General features: G+C 31.6%; 17 protein-coding genes. 12 read left to right on the top strand and 5 right to left on the bottom strand.

What is annotated here, in order from left to right:
* Window positions 1-24 precede the first annotated feature (24 nt).
* The 4 genes from ABD859_RS07680 to xrtF all read right to left on the bottom strand — a co-directional run bounded on the left by ABD859_RS07680 (window position 25) and on the right by xrtF (window position 3,561).
* Window positions 25-2,031: a TonB-dependent receptor plug domain-containing protein gene (locus ABD859_RS07680; RefSeq protein WP_345142453.1), complete on the bottom strand. Its 2,007-nt coding sequence runs from the start codon at window positions 2,029-2,031 to the stop codon at window positions 25-27.
* A 112-nt stretch (window positions 2,032-2,143) separates the two neighbouring features.
* Window positions 2,144-2,542: an HYC_CC_PP family protein gene (locus ABD859_RS07675; RefSeq protein ID WP_345142450.1), complete on the bottom strand. Its 399-nt coding sequence runs from the start codon at window positions 2,540-2,542 to the stop codon at window positions 2,144-2,146.
* 46 nt (window positions 2,543-2,588) lie between these two features.
* Window positions 2,589-3,035, bottom strand: coding sequence for an exosortase F system-associated membrane protein (locus tag ABD859_RS07670; RefSeq protein WP_345142447.1), 447 nt, complete (start codon window positions 3,033-3,035; stop codon window positions 2,589-2,591).
* Window positions 3,025-3,561 carry an exosortase family protein XrtF gene (gene xrtF, locus ABD859_RS07665; protein WP_345142444.1) on the bottom strand — a complete coding sequence of 179 codons (537 nt, stop codon included), beginning with the start codon at window positions 3,559-3,561 and terminating at the stop codon, window positions 3,025-3,027. Before xrtF ends, ABD859_RS07670 begins: the two co-directional genes overlap by 11 nt.
* A 71-nt stretch (window positions 3,562-3,632) precedes the next feature.
* On the opposite strand from xrtF, the gene ABD859_RS07660 reads away from it, so the two are divergent.
* The 4 genes from ABD859_RS07660 to ABD859_RS07645 all read left to right on the top strand — a co-directional run bounded on the left by ABD859_RS07660 (window position 3,633) and on the right by ABD859_RS07645 (window position 7,524).
* Window positions 3,633-4,088 carry a GAF domain-containing protein gene (locus ABD859_RS07660; protein ID WP_345142441.1) on the top strand — a complete coding sequence of 152 codons (456 nt, stop codon included), beginning with the start codon at window positions 3,633-3,635 and terminating at the stop codon, window positions 4,086-4,088.
* A 31-nt stretch (window positions 4,089-4,119) separates the two neighbouring features.
* On the top strand, window positions 4,120-4,812 hold the full coding sequence (locus tag ABD859_RS07655) for a toxin-antitoxin system YwqK family antitoxin (RefSeq protein WP_345142438.1): 693 nt from the start codon (window positions 4,120-4,122) through the stop codon (window positions 4,810-4,812).
* A 129-nt stretch (window positions 4,813-4,941) separates the two neighbouring features.
* The gene (gene rpsO, locus ABD859_RS07650) at window positions 4,942-5,208 is read left to right on the top strand and encodes a 30S ribosomal protein S15 (protein WP_111288334.1); all 267 of its coding nucleotides are present in this window, start codon (window positions 4,942-4,944) and stop codon (window positions 5,206-5,208) included.
* Window positions 5,209-5,388: 180 nt separating this feature from the next.
* Complete coding sequence (locus tag ABD859_RS07645; protein ID WP_345142433.1) at window positions 5,389-7,524, top strand: polyribonucleotide nucleotidyltransferase; 2,136 nt, start codon at window positions 5,389-5,391, stop codon at window positions 7,522-7,524.
* Between the two features lie 89 nt (window positions 7,525-7,613).
* On the opposite strand, the gene ABD859_RS07640 is transcribed toward ABD859_RS07645, so the two are convergent.
* Window positions 7,614-8,684 carry a fatty acid desaturase family protein gene (locus tag ABD859_RS07640; protein WP_345142430.1) on the bottom strand — a complete coding sequence of 357 codons (1,071 nt, stop codon included), beginning with the start codon at window positions 8,682-8,684 and terminating at the stop codon, window positions 7,614-7,616.
* Window positions 8,685-8,788: 104 nt separating this feature from the next.
* Here ABD859_RS07640 and ABD859_RS07635 point away from each other — a divergent pair, with 104 nt between their 5' ends.
* The 8 genes from ABD859_RS07635 (at window position 8,789) to ABD859_RS07600 (ending at window position 18,263) form a co-directional block, all read left to right on the top strand.
* Window positions 8,789-9,748 carry a hypothetical protein gene (locus ABD859_RS07635; RefSeq protein WP_345142427.1) on the top strand — a complete coding sequence of 320 codons (960 nt, stop codon included), beginning with the start codon at window positions 8,789-8,791 and terminating at the stop codon, window positions 9,746-9,748.
* Between the two features lie 204 nt (window positions 9,749-9,952).
* Window positions 9,953-10,357, top strand: coding sequence for a hypothetical protein (locus ABD859_RS07630; protein ID WP_345142425.1), 405 nt, complete (start codon window positions 9,953-9,955; stop codon window positions 10,355-10,357).
* 79 nt (window positions 10,358-10,436) lie between these two features.
* A complete protein-coding gene (locus ABD859_RS07625) occupies window positions 10,437-12,161 on the top strand; it encodes a tetratricopeptide repeat-containing sensor histidine kinase (RefSeq protein ID WP_345142422.1) in 1,725 nt (574 codons plus the stop codon).
* Between the two features lies 1 nt (window position 12,162).
* Complete coding sequence (locus ABD859_RS07620) at window positions 12,163-12,909, top strand: LytR/AlgR family response regulator transcription factor (protein WP_345142419.1); 747 nt, start codon at window positions 12,163-12,165, stop codon at window positions 12,907-12,909.
* A gap of 187 nt (window positions 12,910-13,096) precedes the next feature.
* Entirely contained in the window at window positions 13,097-13,348 is a 252-nt protein-coding gene (locus ABD859_RS07615) for a hypothetical protein (protein WP_345142416.1), read from the top strand.
* A gap of 189 nt (window positions 13,349-13,537) precedes the next feature.
* A complete protein-coding gene (locus ABD859_RS07610; RefSeq protein ID WP_345142413.1) occupies window positions 13,538-14,281 on the top strand; it encodes a hypothetical protein in 744 nt (247 codons plus the stop codon).
* Window positions 14,282-14,286: 5 nt separating this feature from the next.
* Window positions 14,287-17,073, top strand: a complete 2,787-nt coding sequence (locus ABD859_RS07605) for a TonB-dependent receptor (protein ID WP_345142410.1) — start codon at window positions 14,287-14,289, stop codon at window positions 17,071-17,073.
* A complete protein-coding gene (locus tag ABD859_RS07600) occupies window positions 17,073-18,263 on the top strand; it encodes a DUF4249 domain-containing protein (protein WP_345142407.1) in 1,191 nt (396 codons plus the stop codon). The genes ABD859_RS07605 and ABD859_RS07600 overlap by 1 nt, the downstream gene beginning before the upstream one ends.
* Window positions 18,264-18,291 lie beyond the last annotated feature (28 nt).

Here is an 18,291-nt window from a genome sequence, read left to right as displayed (position 1 = left end):
TTTAATGTTATAATTTATTATTGTTTATTTTATCTTAAATCGTAATCCTGCATAATACATTTGCCCAAAAATTGGAGCATACGCTACAGAAGCGTCAAAATTTGGCCCAAAAGGATCATTTGCTCCCAAAATTGCTTTTTGCTGTTTGTAGTTACCTATGTTTTCTCCTCCAACGTATACTTCAAAAACAGGTGAAAAAACTCTTGTTACCTGAGCATTCATTACTACATAAGAAGGTGAAAAATCAGGAAACTGATCTTCTGCCGGATTTGAAGCTGTATAAGGCAGCTGCTGTTTTCCTGACCAGTTAAAAGTATAATCAAACTTCCACTGTTTATTATCACTTACATTTGTTTCAAATTCTAAGTTTCCAAGAAAACGATGTTTTGCCTGAAGCGGACGTTGAAAAGTTCCTCTCAAATAATCAGTTTGAATATCATAGTATTTATAAGCTGTTCTTAAATTTAAATTATGAATAAGCTCATAATTAAACTCAACCTGAAGGCTGTTTGCAAAAGAGCTTCCTTTCAAATTATAGAACAAAACATCCTGTGGACTCTGCATTAAATCGACAACGGCTTGATTTTGAAAATCGGTTCTGTAAATATCAAATCCAGCTTCGGCGTTTTTATTAAAAATTTTAAACTTCTGCGAAAAGCTGATTCCGTAATTCCAAGCAATTTCAGGATTCAAACCATAAATTTTTCCGCTGTTATCTAAAATTGAGAACGTTCTTGAACTTGCGAAAAGCTGCTGGTTTTCTGCAAAAATATTAGCCGAACGTTTTCCTCTTCCGGCAGAAAAACGAATTACTCCATTTTTCCACGGATTATATCGTACGTGTAAACGCGGTGTTGCAAAAAATCCTAGACGATTATGATTATCAACTCTACCGCCTAAAATAATACTAAAATTATCAGTGTTGTCATACGTGTATTCAAAGAATGCACCAACTGAATTATCAATTCGGCTGTAATCATTCGCATTTACAAATTCCTGATACTGATCGTAAGAGAAATTCAAACCAGTAGTAAATTTATGCATCGTATTATTAATAATCGAATTGAAGATTAAATTAGAATAAAAACTATTTTGTTTAATATCATACAGATTTAATCCAAAATAAGAATCTTGTCTATGTGTATTAAATGCATTTTGAAATCCAATACTCTGGTACGGCATATCTTTAAAAACGTATCCAATTTTTGTAGAAACATCAAAGCGCTCTGTGTTAATTTCAGATCCCCAATGATTGGTTGTACCGCGATCACGGTCTTTATCAAAATCAACTTCACCAGTTTGCTTTTTATCATTCATATATCTAAAATTGATAAAACTTACCAAACCGCTTTCGGGATCATAATATTGGTAACGGTTTAAAACATTGATTTGTTTTCCTAACGGATTATCTAAAAATCCGTCATCATTCATATCATTTTTTGCCACACGTGCATTTCCATGAACAAATAAACTCGTTGCCCATTTATCTGATAGTTTTTTATTGAAATGAGTATTCAATTCAAATCTTGAATCGGTTGAACCATAGGCATTCAGAAAAAACGGAATGTCGCTTAAAGGTTTTAAAAGCTCAGTATTAATTTGTCCCGAAATACTTTCGTAACCATTTATAACACTTCCGGCTCCTTTAGTAATCTGAACACTTTCAATCCATGTTCCGGGTGTAAAAGATAATCCATACGCCTGTGAAGCACCGCGTACCGAAGGAATATTTTCTTCGGTAATCATTAAATACGGACTTGTTAAGCCCAGCATTTTGATTTGTTTGGTACCCGTTAAAGCATCAGAAAAATTTACATCAATGGATGGATTGGTTTCAAAACTTTCTGCCAGATTGCAGCAAGCCGCTTTTAAAAGTTCTTTACTCGTTATTAATGATGTATTTGATGTAAGCGTATACGATTTTTTAATTCCTTTTTGCTTTTTCGTAATTTTTACTTCTTCTAAATCTTCTTGCGAAAACACAGAAACTGAAAGCAAAAACACCACAAAAAGCATGATATTTTTTTGCATAAAAAAGATTTTAATGTTTTTAGAAATTGTGTTTAAAACTTATCTGTTAAGAAAAAGTTCAAACAATACGGTACAAGCCATACAAAGAAGGCTTGATTCTAAAAAATTAAAATCAGGAATAAAAAATGTATTGATTATATAACTTGAATAAGGGGGGCGCATTCGCATCAGAATAATACGAAATGATTTGATTGTTTTTGAAATTTGGAACAGCCAGAAACGTAATTGGTTTGTATTCCTGAATTACAGCCGGAAATGCCAGTTGAAAAAAGAATACTTTAAAAGTGGCGTCATCTGATTTTTTTTCAAGATGAACAACTTTGTCTTTACAGCAAGACGATTTTCCCTCCTTATCGCCGCAGCATTTTTTTTCTGGTTTAGCTGAAACACTTGTGTTTAAAGATACCGAAGCTATTTTTCCGCCGCAATAATGCACATCAAAAGCAAATCCTGTGTTGGAAACCAACAATAGGAATGCTAAAAACAATACGGTGCATTTCTTTAAACTCATACGGCAAAAATACCTAAAATAGCTTGAATAAAAATTAAATGAAATGTTATTTTTTCAAATTTTGAAATTGATAATAAAATGCAGGAATAAACAACAGCACAAATATGGGCTGAATTATAAACCTTCGCACATAAAAAAGAAGCCACGTGTTTTCTGGAAAATAGAACAGAACTATAAAAAACATGGCAAAAAGCAGTATTCCAAAAAATGAGTATAAAAAGATACTGAAATTCAAAACTCCCCTATCTTTAAAAAGCACATAAATCAAAAGAAGTGATAAAAAAGTATTAAGTGCAAAACGAAACAGCAGATTATAAAAAAGCTTAAATAAATCAACATTCGGCAAAGGCTGTTCTTTAAACGTAGATTCGAAATAAACTAAAAAAGGATCGTAAAAAAGCGTCTTTTCAAATGCTCTTATTAACCCAAAGCAGAAAACAATTATTACCGAAATGAAAATTGCTTTTTTATGTTCTAAAATTTTATTTAGCATATTTTGAGAATTTATTTACCCAAATAACCCATAAAAGAAAAACAGAACCGTAAATAGCTAACGGAAATAAAACGCCATGTAAAAGATGTGATTTTTCTGGAAAATGAAATAGCAAAACGGTTAACAATGCAATACGAATTACATTTAAAATATAAACAACAACAATTCCAAATAAAATATAAAGCAGTGTCGTCTTTAGTTTCCCGGAAAAAGCCAGTACAAACGATATGAACAAAATGATAACACTAACTGCGTTACAGCCTTCAACGATACGAATTTCGTATTTATTATTAAACCACACCTCCAGCCAAGGAGAAGAAAACCCCTGCTGCACTTTAATATCATAATTCAATGCCAGAAGCAATTGCTCGACATTATGTCCAACCCAGCCAGTAACGGCATCTACTTCACCTGCATTAAGGCTGTTTAGATAAAATTTATAAGCAACAGTAAGTGCAATGTAAGCAGTAAAAAATGTACCTATAAAAATTAAAAACGGCTTGAATTGGATTAGATATTTTCTCAACAGATTTTTTTTTCAAATTTATGTATTTTTTGAGTTCAGCTTTAAATACTTTTGTATAAAATTTTCAAATCATGATATTTCAGAAATTACAACCAAAAATAAGCGCTATTATAGCTGATAACAATAAAGTTAGAGACGAAAAATTATTAGCTGTATGCCAGCTTTTAAACGAAAATGTAGAATACTACAATTGGGTAGGATTCTATTTTGCGAATCACGAAAACAAAACACTTCATCTTGGACCTTATGTGGGTGCCGAAACAGATCATACTGTTATCCCTTTTGGAAAAGGAATCTGCGGTCAGGTTGCCGAAAGCAATGCTAATTTTGTAGTGCCGGATGTTAAAGCACAAGACAATTATATTGCATGCAGTTTAACTGTAAAATCAGAAATTGTTGTTCCCTTATTTGTAAATGGAGTAAACATTGGCCAGATCGATATTGACAGCCATGTTATTGATCCTTTTACAGAAGCTGACGAAAGATTTTTGGAGTTTGTGAATCAAGAAGTTGCTAAATTATTCTAGAAGTCCTATTTTTAGTAAAAAATAGATCTGAATGAAAAGAAACATCTTTATATTTTTGCTTCTGATAATTTCAGTTAGTCTCTCTGCACAAATTGGTATGGTGTCTAAAAAAATCTTTTTAGACTCATTAAGCCGCGAATGCAAACCAGAAAATCAAATGTACACCAGAGTAATTACGAATTATTCACAACAAAGCGCTCGTTATGTTGTAACTGACTTCTATAAAAACGGAAGAAAGAAAATGACCGGCTGTACTTTGGATCGGGATGTTTTGAAGAAAGACGGCGAGTTTATTTATTATTTTAAAAACGGCTCAAAAGAATCTGTTGTCAATTTTAAAGAAGATCATAAAGAAGGTAAAGAAATTAATTGGCACGAAAACCAAGCTAAAAAGTCTGAGAAACTGAATGTTTGGAATCCGAAAACCAAAACGTCTCAAACCTTGCTTTTGAATTTTTGGAATGAAAATAAAGAACAGACTGTTACAGATGGAAATGGTGAATATGAAGGAACCGAAGGTTTTATAACGCAAAAAGGAACCATAAAAGACGGACTTAAACAAGGCGTTTGGCAGGGTACAGACTCTTTAAACAAAATTACCTTTATTGAAAATTATGATAAAGGAATTTTGATTTCCGGAACTAAGACAGATGAAAATAATGTGAGTTATACTTATCCGTCGAAGCAGAGAGAAGTTGCTAAAAAATCGGCTTCAAATCATTAAAAACGAAATCTTTAGTCCCTATTTTAAGATTCTTTTATTTTTGTTTGATTTTTTTGTTTTTTTAATCTAATTTTGCACCCGTCTTACAAAAGTTGTAGGCATACATAAAAATCATTAAATAATATTGGAATGTATTTAAGCAAAGAAAAGAAAGAAGAGATTTTCGCACAACACGGTGGTGCAACAAACACTGGAAGCGCAGAAGGTCAAATTGCATTGTTCACTTATAGAATTTCTCACTTAACTGAACACTTGAAAAAAAATCGTCACGATTATAACACTGAGCGTTCTCTTGTACTATTAGTAGGTAAAAGAAGAGCTTTGTTGGATTACTTGAAAAAGAAAGATATCAACAGATATCGTGAGATTATCAAAGTATTGAATATCAGAAAATAATCAATATAAGGAAAGAGGTGCGAGAGTGCCTCTTTTTGTTTTTACAAAATAGAAGTCTGACAGGGCTTTGTACAAGAAAAAAAGTTTGGTTTTTCATTGGGTTTTAGATAACAACAACTACACACAACAACAACTACAACACAACTAAAACCCATTGTATAATCAATAAGGAAAAAATTTATGATTCCACAATTATTTGTAGAAAAAATCGATTTGGGTGATGGCAGAAGCATCACAATCGAGACAGGACGTTTAGCAAAACAAGCTGATGGTTCTGTAGTAGTTAGAATGGGAGATACGATGATACTTGCAACTGCAGTATCTGCACGTACTTCTAACCCAGGCGTTGATTTTTTACCATTAACGGTAGATTATCGCGAAAAATTTGCAGCAGCTGGTCGTTTTCCAGGTGGTTTCTTCAAGAGAGAAGCTCGTCCTAGCGACAGTGAGGTATTAACAATGAGATTAGTAGACCGTGTTTTACGTCCGCTTTTCCCAGACGATTACCATGCTGAAACTCAGGTTATGATTCAATTAATGTCTCATGACGAAACTGTTATGCCAGATGCATTAGCAGGTTTAGCTGCATCTGCAGCATTAGCTGTATCTGATATTCCATTTTACAACTTAATTTCTGAAGTACGTGTTGCACGTATCGATGGAAAATTAGTGATCAACCCAAGTAGAGAAGAATTAGAAAAATCTGACATCGACATGATGATTGGTGCTTCTATGGATTCTGTAGCGATGGTTGAAGGTGAGATGAAAGAAATTTCAGAAGCTGAAATGATCGAAGCTATTAAATTTGCTCACGAAGCTATTAAAGTTCAAATTCAAGCTCAATACCGTTTACAAGAAGCTTTTGGTAAAAAAGAAATTCGTACTTACGAAGGTGAGAAAGAAAACGAAGAAATTTACAAAAAAGTAAAAGAAGCGGCATACGATAAAATTTATGCTATTGCAAAAGTTGGATCTGCTAAACATGAAAGAGGCGTTGCATTTGCTGAAGTAAAAGAAGAAGTAAAAGCTTTATTTACTGAAGAAGAATTAGCTGTTGATGGAGATTTAGTTTCTAAATATTTCTACAAAACAAACAAAGAAGCTGTTCGTAATGTAGTTTTAGAATTAGGTGTTCGTCTTGACGGTAGAAAAACTACAGACATCAGACCAATCTGGTGTGAAACTGATTATTTACCAAGAGTTCACGGTTCATCTTTATTTACACGTGGAGAAACTCAAGCTTTGGCTACAGTAACTTTAGGAACTTCTAGAGAAGCTAACCAAATTGATTCTCCATCTGAACAAGGTGAAGAGAAATTCTACTTACACTATAACTTCCCTCCTTTCTCTACTGGTGAAGCAAAACCACTAAGAGGAACTTCAAGAAGAGAAGTTGGTCACGGTAACTTAGCTCAAAGAGCATTAAAAAATATGATTCCTGCAGATTGTCCTTATACAATCCGTGTTGTTTCTGAGGTTTTAGAATCTAATGGTTCTTCTTCTATGGCAACGGTTTGTGCAGGAACAATGGCTCTTATGGATGCTGGAGTTCAAATGGTAAAACCAGTTTCTGGTATTGCTATGGGATTAATTACTGACGGTGAGAAATTTGCTGTATTGTCTGATATTTTAGGAGATGAAGATCACTTAGGAGATATGGACTTTAAAGTAACTGGAACTGCTGACGGTATTACAGCTTGCCAAATGGATATCAAAATTGACGGATTACGTTACGATATCATGGAACAAGCTTTAGCTCAGGCTCGTGATGGACGTTTGCACATTTTAGGAAAATTAACTGAAACTATTGCTGCTCCAAGAGCAGATGTTAAAGCTCATGCGCCAAAAATCCTTACCAGAACTATTCCTGGAAACTTTATTGGAGCATTGATCGGACCTGGTGGAAAAGTAATTCAGGAATTACAAAAAGCTACTGGAACAACTATCGTTATTAACGAAGTTGACGAGCAAGGTGTTATCGAAATCTTAGGTACAGATCCTGCCGGAATTGAAACGGTATTAGCAAAAATTGCTTCTATTACTTTCAAACCTCAAATGGGAGAAGCTTACGAAGTGAAAGTAATCAAAATGCTTGATTTTGGAGCTGTTGTAGAATATACTGCTGCACCAGGAAACGAAGTTTTACTTCACGTTTCTGAACTAGCTTGGGAACGTACAGAAAATGTTGCTGACGTAGTTAAAATGGGAGATGTTTTCCAAGTGAAATACTTAGGAGTTGACCCTAAAACTAAAAAAGAAAAAGTGTCTAAAAAAGCACTTGTTCCAAGACCTCCACGTGAGGAGAAAAAAGAGTAATCAGATCTTAGTTTACTAAAGGTTTATTCATAGAAAACCCCAATTCATTTATTTGAGTTGGGGTTTTTAAGTTTTAAAAGATATATACTTTAAGGATTTCCCATTTTATTTAAATGTTTAAAATGTGAAAACATCATTTCCAACAATGTTTTATGATGATAAGGCTGTTGGTATTCTTTTGTTGTTTTTTCGATTATCTCATTTATTTCACTGTAATTGGTGTGACAGATATTTGGAAAAAGATGATGAGCTGCATGACAGTTCGAACCTCCGCTTAAAAATCTTGCCCAGCCTTTATCTGCATTCCAATCACAACTGGTATATAATTGATGGACTGCCCACGTATGTTCCAGAAATTCTCCTTCGGGTTGTGGATAATCTGCTCCATCAAAAAAATGAGTTCCTACAAGCATTATAATAAAAACCAAAGAGGTAAAAGCACTAGCTGTAAAATAGGTAATCACAATAAAGCCCCATGAAAAATCAGCAAATAGCAATGGCAGAACCAGTACAAGCGTAAAATAGAATACTTTATAGATAAAAAATCTAAAATACAGACCTGCCTTAGATACGCCTCTTTTCATCCAATCATATTCTTCTGAAAATAGATATACCCAATCACTCATAAAAACGGAGTGTAACAAAGTAAACATATAAACGAAGGGTGCATAATAAGCCTGATATTTATGTTTTGGCTTCCATGCATGCGTTGGGCTTAATCTTAAAAAAGGGTTTTTGTCTATATCAATATCACTTCCTTCTACATTTGCGTATAAATGATGCGAACGAATATGTCTTAATCCCCATAAAAGTGGATCTATACCAACCGTAAGGAAACTAAAAAAATGCAATACCGAATTTGCTTTTTTGTTTTTGAATGCTGTATTATGAGAAGCATCGTGACCAAAACTGAAACCTATTAATAGGCCCGATAATTGAAAAACGACATATATTATCCAAAAACTTAATTTACTTATTGAATCTAAAAACAAAAGAGAATAACTGGTATAACATACAAGTGTCCAAAACAGACCTTTAAACCAAAATCTTAAATCCCCATACGAAACATTTTTACCTTCTAATTTTGCGTGCACTCTATTTTTTAAAGTAGTAAAGAACACCTTTTCATCTTCTGACTTATTGAAATACTTAGCTTTCATAAAAAAAATATTTATTATTTACAGGACAAACCTATTGCAATAATCACAGATGTATTTGCTGAAAACAATAAAATAAATTATTAAATTTGTGATTATCGCAAATCATGAAATATCAGCAACAGTTTTTAAAGGCCATCCGAAGTAAAATTCCAAATTCAGTTTCATTAATTGATGAAATCGCTTCTGTCTTGGAAATAAGCTATGATGCCTCCTACAGACGAATATCACAAAAAAGCAAATTTTCTATAGACGAAACAATTCGATTAGCGGATCATTTTAAAATTTCGCTTGATAATTTATTTTCGGGAAAAGAAAAGGTAATCGTAGAAAAGACAATTGAAATAGAAACATTAAAAGATATGCTTCACTATTTCAAATCATCGGCAGAACAAATAGCATTGTTAACCCGAAAATCGAATACCGCATTATATTATTCAGCAAAAGATATTCCGTTGTTCTATTTTATGGACGGAACAATATTATCAAAATTCAAAGCATATGTCTGGCTGAATCTTTTAAATAAAGAACAAAAAAATATCGCATTTGAGAATTTTGTAATCGATGAATCGTTTTCAGAACATATGCATAAAATAAAAAGCACTTATGAAAATGTAATCGTAAATGAAGTTTGGAATGACACAACCATTAATAGCAGTTTACAGCAAATTCTTTATTTTTATGAAGCAGGACTTTTAAATCTAAAAAATGCAAATGCTCTTTGTAAGGACTTAAAGAGAATTATGAATGTGATACAGGAAAAATGCAATAACGATCCGAATTTTGCTCTTTATTACAATGAACTTATATTATTAAATAATAATATGCTGATAGAGACAGAAGAAAAACTAACCATGTTTGTACCTTACACGCTCCTTGGTTATTTTATTACAGATAATGAAAACAGCTGTAAAAATGTTCATCAGTTTTTTAAACAACAAATCGCAAACTCAATACCTTTAGGACAATCCGGTATTAGAGAACAAAATCTGTTCTTTAATCGATCCATAAGAAAAATAGATTACTATCTGGAAAAAATAAATTCTCAAGTAGATTTATTTAATTGAGAATTAAATTTAGAAAACCCCAATTCATTTATTTGAGTTGGGGTTTTTCGTTTTTTAATCATAGCGTAATCTTAATATTACACATTCTTTGATGAAGAAAATGTAAAAATTATAAAAAAACAGGGCAAAACTTACATTTTTTTAAAGAAATAAAATACCTTTAGAGTTCCAAAAATAAATTTATTAACCCTAAAAACCTTATCTATGGACTTAACACGTTATAAAGTTATCCAAAACACAAAAATCAACAGCAAGCCATTTGTATTCAAAGACACTAAACACCTGCAGCATCCACTGCCTCCTTTGGCTTCAGTTGAAAACTTCATAAGCCCTGGTGGTCTGCCAACATTAAAAGTTAGAGTTACCTTATATATAAACTCAGAGTTTGTTCAAAAACCTATCGTTTCTGTACCAACTTTAAAAGATTCAGCACTTGAAATTTATTTTGATTATGACTATACTGAAGATACACCTGAAACTTGCGATGTTTGGTATGTAGAAATAGATTATTACTCTACAGATGCAACTCAGGTAAAAGATGTTATCACTTATCTTAGAAACGTTGACCCTGAAACTTCTAGAGGTACAAGAACTGGAGTAGGCGAATAATTCTTTTTATAAATACAAAACTAAAAACATCATTTTTAATCCAAAAAATGATGTTTTTCTGTATCGATATATAAAAGTTATGAGTAAAACTAACTTCTTTTTTTTATTATTTTTTCTTTATTCCTGTTGTGTATTATCCAATAACCAATCGGTAAATTATTTATTAAATATTGAAAGTAAAAAACAAGCTAAAATATTTAAAAACGAAATCTTTTTTAAAAACGCACAATACTATTTTGAAGCAAACAATTGGGACTCTACTCTGGTTCACTCGATGAAACATCTTACTGTAAGCAAAAACAAAGAGTTAAACGATTATTGCCATTATTTTAGAGGTTTCAGCCTTAGCAGAAAAAAATTATTTAAGGAAGCACGAGCAGAATTAACGTTAATTTCGAAAAATTTTCTTTTTTACCCATTAGTAAATAAATTACTTGGTGAAATTTCTTTAGAACTAAAAGAATTTCACAAAGCAATTGAGTATTTCAATAAAATTGAGAATCTTACTGATAATAAACAAGGAATCAGAACAAGTATAATCTATCAAAATATAGGTGTAAGTTATTTACATCTCAATCAATTTAAGAAAGCTGAAGATTATCTTTTTAAGAGCAAAGCAATTGAAGAAAAAGAAGCTAATAATTCGATTCTTATTAAAATATATATGAATATTGCGAATCTGTATTATCTTCAATATAAAGACGACTTAGCCATTCCATATTTTGAAAAATCATACGAATTATCTAAAAAGGTAAATGATTACAATAAAAAATGGGAAACATCATTAAACATGGCTGTAGTTGAAGAAAACAGAAACAACTACAAAAAAGCTCTGGTTTATAGAAAAGAATCTGAACAGTGGCAAGATTCCTTAAACAATCAAAATAAAATTTGGGCAGTTGCTGATTTTGAAAAGAAATTTGCCGTTGCGCAAAAACAAAAACAAATCAAAGTCCTTGAAGTCGAAAATAAATTAAAAAACACCCAGCGAAATGCTTTATTTTTCTCAGCAATTGGTCTTTTATTAATTTTAACGGGAGGTGTTTATTTATACGCACAAAAAGTACGAAATAGTAAAATTATCTTACGCCAAAAAAACAAACTTGATGAACTTAATGCAACAAAAGATCAGCTTTTTTCTATTGTAAGTCATGATTTACGTTCATCTGTAAATGCATTAAAAACCAGTAATTCTAAATTATCTGCCACGCTGGAAACTAAAAATTATGATGAATTAAATCATCTAATTGTTCAAAACAGCGGTATTGCAAATGGAGCTTACAGCCTTTTGGATAATTTATTACATTGGGCTTTACTGCAAACAAAACAATTGTATTTTCATAAAGAATCGATTCACTTATATTCTGTTATACAACAAATCGAATATAATTATAAACCTTTATTACTAGACAAAGCCATTACGTTTGAAAATCAAGTTTCAAAAAACATCTTTTTATTTGTAGATCTTGATTCTTTAAAAATTGTATTTAGAAATTTATTAGACAATGCTATAAAATTTTCGAAAGAAAACGGAGAGATAACCTTTTCTGCAAATGAAATCGATGCTGATTTTTGTCAGGTGATTATTCAGGACACAGGAATTGGAATGAGCAAGAATACCATCGATGAATTGCTTCACGAAGGCGAATTACTGGCTAAAAAAGGCAATTCGGAAATCATTGGGACCGGTTTGGGTTTACAGTTATGCAAGCAGATGATTAAAAAAAATAGCGGCACATTTGAAATTGAAAGTGAACTCAACAAAGGAACTAAAATGATATTAAGTTTCCCAAAAACCAAATGAAATGGATAATATTAATGTTTTAATTATAGAAGATACACCTGAGCAAAGTGATGCTCTTGTTAAAGTATTACGCGAAAACAATTACAACATAGCAGGAGTAGCTGCAAACTTTACAGATGCTTTAAAGCTGTTTTATGAAACTCCGGTTGATGTAATCATTATTGATGTTTTTCTGGATGGAAAACCGGAAGGAATAACCTTTGCCGAATCTATAAATATAATTCCGCAGGCATCAAAACCATTTGTGTTTTTAACAAGTTCTCAGGACAGGCAGATTTTTGAACGCGCAAAACTTACCAGACCATTCAGTTTTTTAATGAAACCTTTTAATGAACTGGAAATTTTGTACGCTATAGAAATGGCAGTCGAAAAGTTTTACGAACAAACCAATGTATTCCTAAGCGAAGAACAAAACACAGTTATAAGCAACGATTCGTTATTTATTAAAAAGAAAAACTCATTAAAAAAAGTAGCTCTTGACGATATTCTTTATATCGAAGTTGAAGAACGTTACTGTAATATTATTACCGAAAAGGAGAAGTTTGTTATCTTGATTTCGCTGACAAAAATCAGTGAACTTCTTGATAAGAATAAATTCATAAAAACACACCGAAACACAATCGTAAATTCTTCGAAAATAGAAGAGATTTTCCTAACAGACAATCTTATCATTTTAAAAGGAAATCATCGAATAAATTTGAGCGATACTTACAAGGATTTCATAAAAAACATGAACATTCTGTCTTAAGTATAAAAATACACCTAAAAACTAAATCCTCTTACTGCAAGAGGATTTTTTGTTTTGAAAGAAAAAGTTTAAAAGCTAAATGTTTTCTCATACTTCATGACACAAAAAAGAGCTTTTATGACATTTTCATAACAATTTCACTGCTTGGAAACTAATTTTACCCAACCTAAATCAAAAACATTGATAGATGAAAGAAGCAACAATAAAACAACCTGAAATGAAAATTTTACCCGTAATAAAAAAAGTTATAAAAAATCCGTGGGTTGGTGTTGCAGTTTCATTAGCTTTTATTATTCCAAGTTTATACAAGATTTTGGACGATGTAACTGTTTTAAGAGTAGAATATATTCTACTTGCTATTTTTTTTCCTTTATATATAAAATCATTAAAGAAAATATTTGACGAAATCCTTGACGGTACAGATGATTCTTACGAATAAATAACATCTGAAAAACTCTTTTTGCCCAAAAATTTTCTACACAAAACCCTTATTTCATGCTAATGAAATAAGGGTTTTGTCACAAAAAATAAATTTTTTATTACATTTTAACAGTTTTGCCCTTTGTTTATAATCTTTTTTTGATAATTTTAGACCTTCCAAAACAATCATCAAAAACCATCAAATCCTTTGAAAAATTATCAAAAAAAAATCATTTTCCTCATTTTATTTGGATTATTCTTAAACATTTCTGCCATTCAAAGCCAAACAAGCAACGATATCAATATTTATAATTGGTTTGATAAAACTGTTGGCAAAAACAATCTGGATATTAACAATGGCGTACCGCACACAAACCCTTTCAGACTAGTTGACGACAGGCATCTTTACCTTGTTGACAAGTATGAAATTGGTAAAATTACTTACGACGGACAAGATTATTACGATGTAAAACTAAAATATGATATTTTTCGAGATGTTTTAGTTTTAAATCCTTATGGAGAATCAGAAAACACCGGAATAAATCTTAACAAAAGTAAAGTCGAATCTTTTTCAATTGAAAATAAAAACTTTATCAAAATTGATAAAAAAAGTGAGACCGTTCCAGAGTTTCTTCCTGGTTATTATGAAGAAAGTGAAATTACCCCGGATTTTATTTTCTATATAAAACATCATAAAGATCAGCAGAAAATTGCTGCAGAAACAGGCGTGTTTTATTTTTTTAAAGAAAACAATTCTTTTTTTGTAAATCTTAAAAACACAATCTATCCTATTAAAGGTAAAAATGATGTAATCAAGCTTTTTCCAGAACAAAAAAAACAAATCAATGGGTTTTATTTAATGAATAGAGAATTAAAAAAATCTGATTTAAATCAATTCATGAAAAATTTAATGAAATATATTTCTAACTCTCTTTCTATTCAAACTAAATAAGACAAATGAAAAAAATTTTACTTTCCATTATTATTTTACTCTCATTTCAATTGTCTATTGCTCAGAATTCTAATGAGAAATTATCTATTACATTTAAAGACGAAACTTTAGAAAATGCCTTAAAACGCATTGAAACAGCAACATCTTTGAAATTTTATTTTGATCCTACCTGGGTAAAATCAAATAAAGATTTGATCTCCGGCACTTATACAGATTCGAAAATTGATGATATCCTTAACTCAGTTTTAAGCAAAACAGATTTAAATTATATTGTTCTGAAAAACAAGGTAATTTTAACTCTTAACAGCACTATTCACGATACTCTGCCATCGAATTATTTTACAGATGCCCCAGTTGAAACGAATCAAAACAAAGGAAATGATCATACAGATAATCCTGTGTTTTACCAGCAATATGATTCTTTAAACAGTTACAGCGTTACTAAAAAAGCTTCAATTGTTTTTATAGGAAAAGAAAATAAAGACAACATAAAGAAAAATTACACTGTTTCTGGTTCTGTTAAAAATGAAGAAACGGGAAAAGCAGAAGCAAATATCTATATTAAAGTAAGAAACAAAAACATCAGCACATCTAGTGATCCTGATGGAAACTACACGTTACAGCTCCCGAGAGGAATAAATGTGATCGAAGTAAAATCTTTGAGCCATAAAGAAGTTGTAAGAACTTTAATGGTTTATGATGACGGAACATTTGATATTAATGTTAACGAAAGATCTAACCAGTTAGACGAAGTTGTAATTAAAAAGAAAGGTCAAAAAACAACCGAAACAGCTATTTCTGGTTTAGTTTCAATTGATATTGAAGGAATTAAAAACGTTCCGTTAATACTTGGTGAAAGAGACATTTTAAAAGTTGCTACCACTTTTCCTGGTATTAAAACAACCGGAGAAGGATCTGCTGGATTTAATGTTCGAGGAGGAAAAGACGATCAAAACCTTATTCTTTTAGACAATGCTGTTTTATATAACCCACAGCACTTTTTAGGTTTCTTTTCGGCCATTAATCCATATACAGCAAAAAAAGCAGATATTTATAAAGGAAGTATTCCGGCAGATTTTGGAGGAAGATTATCTTCTGTATTTGACATTGCTACAAAAAACGGAAATCCTGAGAAATTTTCTGGAGAAGGCGCCATTGGCCCTATAACTTCAAATCTTACGTTAAGTACGCCAATTCAAAAAAATAAATCAAGTATTATTTTTGGAGGACGCGCAACGTATTCAGACTGGATTTTAAAATCTCTTGACGACGAAAATTTAAAAAACAGCCAGGCAGGTTTTTATGATGGAATTCTTAAATATAACAATGCAATTAATGCAAATAATAATATAGAAGCAACAGCTTACTACAGTCATGACCGTTTTAGTCTAAGTTCAGATTCTATCTATAAATACAGCAACAGACTTGCATCATTAAAATGGGATCATACTTTTAACAAAAAAAGCAAAGCTGCTTTAATCTTCACAAATAGTGAATATAAGTTTAATATTGATTATGATTCTGATGATGTAAATTCATTTGATTTTGGATACAAAGTAAACGAATCACAATTACAGTTAAAGTTCAATTATCAATTAACGCCAAAACATAGTTTATCTTATGGTTTAGCGAGCAAACTATACAATATTTCTCCTGGCTATCAGCACCCTACAAAACCTGAAGCAACATTAATTGCAACAGATATTGAAAAAGAAAGAGCACTTGAATCTGCCGTATATCTAGCCGACAGTTATAAATTTAACGACAAATTATTGCTTGATTTAGGTTTAAGATATTCTTTCTATGCTTCTTTAGGAGAAGGTAATGTAAATTCATATCAGCCCGGATTACCATTAAGCAACGAAACCATAACAGGAACAACGCATTATGACAAAAATGAAGTTATAAAAACCTATGGCGGTATAGAGCCTCGTTTAGCGGCACGTTATTTTATTACCGAAGATTTCTCTGTTAAAGCCGGTTATGATATGACCCGCCAATACATTCACTTATTGTCAAGCAATGTAACGCAGTCTCCTACCGATACATGGAAATTATCTGATTCAAATGTAAAACCTCAAACAGCGCAGCAGGTTTCTTTAGGTCTTTTTAAAACTTTACAAGACGAAGAATACGAAGTAAGTCTTGAAGGATATTACAAAAAATCGAAAAACATTTTAGATTATAAAGTTGGAGCACAACTTTTATTAAACCAAAATGTTGAAACTGAATTATTGCAGGGTGAAGGAAAAGCGTATGGTGTTGAGTTATTATTAAAGAAAAACACCGGAAGATTAAACGGCTGGATTGGTTATACTCATTCTCGTACGTTTATTAAACTTGACAGTCAGTTCAGCTCTGAAAAAGTAAACAATGGAAGCTTTTTCCCGGCAAATTTTGACAAGCCTCATGATTTAAGTGCGATTTTAAATTATAAATTTACAAGACGTTACAGTTTATCAACCAATTTCATGTATCAAACCGGAAGACCTATTACGTATCCTATTGGTACTTTTCAATATGGAAATTCGGAATATACGTTATATAGTGATAGAAATGCCTATAGAATTCCAGATTACATTCGTTTAGATATTGGAATTAATATTGAAGGAAATCATAAAATTAAAAAGTTAGCGCACAGTTTCTGGAACATTTCAATTTATAATGTTTTAGGAAGAAATAATCCATACTCTATCTATTTTGTAACAGATCAAAATGGAAAAGTAAAAGGATACAAAACATCTATTTTCTCAATTCCTGTACCAAGTATTACTTATAATTTTAAGTTTTAATGAAAAATTATAAATATTACAATATTGTAATTTTAATTATACCTGCCCTCTTACTTAACGGATGTACTGAGACATATCCGTTAGTAACCAACAGGTATGAAGATGTATTAATAGTTGAAGCTAATCTAACCAACGAACTTAAAAAACAGGAAATAAAACTCACTAAGTCTGCAAGGTTTGAAGACGAAAGTTATCTTACTGAAAGCGGTGCAGAAGTTTTTATTACAGATGATACAGGAAATCAATTTAATTTTAGTGAAGATTCAGATAAATATGTTTCGACTGTAGAATTTCAGGCAGTTCCAAACACTAAATATCAATTACACATTAATACCAAAGACGGCAGATCTTTTGCATCATCGCCTGAAACCCTTACTACAATAACACCTATGCAAAGTGTAGTGGCTGCTATTGAACAAAAAGATGATGTAAATGGTGTTGGTATTCGTGTAAACAGTTTTGACCCTACAAGTACATCAACTTATTATAGATTTGAATTTGAGGAAACCTACAAAGTTATTGCACCAAAATGGCTGCCAATAAAACTTCAGTGGAACAATGGTGCTCCCGCTTTCTCACCAAATTCATCTGACACCAAAACCTGTTATGGTTCTAAAAAAAGTGTAGAGTTAATGCTGTTAAACACAAACAAGTTAAAAGAAGACCGTGTAGATTATTTAATTCGATTTATTAGCGATCAGGATTACATCATTACACATAGATACAGCATTTTGGTTAAACAATACGTAGAAAGTCTGGGCGCATATAATTATTATAATACATTAAATAAAACAGCAGCATCTGGAGGTACGATTGTTTCTCCTACTCAACCTGGTCTTTTATTGGGTAATTTAAAATCAATTAATAGTGACAGTAAAATAGCAGGATATTTTGATGTTTGCTCTGTATCGACTGAACGAATGTATTTTAATTATGAGGATCTTTTCCCTGGTAAATTTCCTCCTCCGTATTATACCGACTGTACACAATTTTGTTATGCAGAAGAACCTAATAATCCTGTTCCCTGCACACACTGCTGCTATTATGGACAAGATGAACCTCTGGGAAAAATAACCTACTTTTCAGGAGATGGCATCAATACCGTTGAAACATATTGGGTTGACGCACCATGTGGAGACTGTACAAAAATTGCATCTAATATAAAACCTATATTTTGGGTGGATAATTAAAAATGATGATTTCTTAATAAAAATCATA

The sequence above is a fragment of the Flavobacterium ginsengiterrae genome, assembly GCF_039539785.1.
GTDB lineage: Bacteria > Bacteroidota > Bacteroidia > Flavobacteriales > Flavobacteriaceae > Flavobacterium > Flavobacterium ginsengiterrae.
This window is presented reverse-complemented; position numbering and strand designations above follow the sequence as displayed.

Bases quoted from the DNA above. Each gene is read 5' to 3' on its own strand.
- ABD859_RS07640 (WP_345142430.1), bottom strand. From the start codon at position 8,684: ATGAAAGCTAAGTATTTCAATAAGTCAGAAGATGAAAAGGTGTTCTTT.
- ABD859_RS07630 (WP_345142425.1), top strand. From the start codon at position 9,953: ATGGACTTAACACGTTATAAAGTTATCCAAAACACAAAAATCAACAGC.
- ABD859_RS07600 (WP_345142407.1), top strand. From the start codon at position 17,073: ATGAAAAATTATAAATATTACAATATTGTAATTTTAATTATACCTGCC.
- ABD859_RS07635 (WP_345142427.1), top strand. From the start codon at position 8,789: ATGAAATATCAGCAACAGTTTTTAAAGGCCATCCGAAGTAAAATTCCA.
- ABD859_RS07615 (WP_345142416.1), top strand. From the start codon at position 13,097: ATGAAAGAAGCAACAATAAAACAACCTGAAATGAAAATTTTACCCGTA.
- ABD859_RS07655 (WP_345142438.1), top strand. From the start codon at position 4,120: ATGAAAAGAAACATCTTTATATTTTTGCTTCTGATAATTTCAGTTAGT.
- ABD859_RS07605 (WP_345142410.1), top strand. From the start codon at position 14,287: ATGAAAAAAATTTTACTTTCCATTATTATTTTACTCTCATTTCAATTG.
- ABD859_RS07680 (WP_345142453.1), bottom strand. From the start codon at position 2,031: ATGCAAAAAAATATCATGCTTTTTGTGGTGTTTTTGCTTTCAGTTTCT.
- ABD859_RS07620 (WP_345142419.1), top strand. From the start codon at position 12,163: ATGGATAATATTAATGTTTTAATTATAGAAGATACACCTGAGCAAAGT.
- ABD859_RS07670 (WP_345142447.1), bottom strand. From the start codon at position 3,035: ATGCTAAATAAAATTTTAGAACATAAAAAAGCAATTTTCATTTCGGTA.
- ABD859_RS07675 (WP_345142450.1), bottom strand. From the start codon at position 2,542: ATGAGTTTAAAGAAATGCACCGTATTGTTTTTAGCATTCCTATTGTTG.
- ABD859_RS07625 (WP_345142422.1), top strand. From the start codon at position 10,437: ATGAGTAAAACTAACTTCTTTTTTTTATTATTTTTTCTTTATTCCTGT.
- ABD859_RS07645 (WP_345142433.1), top strand. From the start codon at position 5,389: ATGATTCCACAATTATTTGTAGAAAAAATCGATTTGGGTGATGGCAGA.
- ABD859_RS07660 (WP_345142441.1), top strand. From the start codon at position 3,633: ATGATATTTCAGAAATTACAACCAAAAATAAGCGCTATTATAGCTGAT.
- rpsO (WP_111288334.1), top strand. From the start codon at position 4,942: ATGTATTTAAGCAAAGAAAAGAAAGAAGAGATTTTCGCACAACACGGT.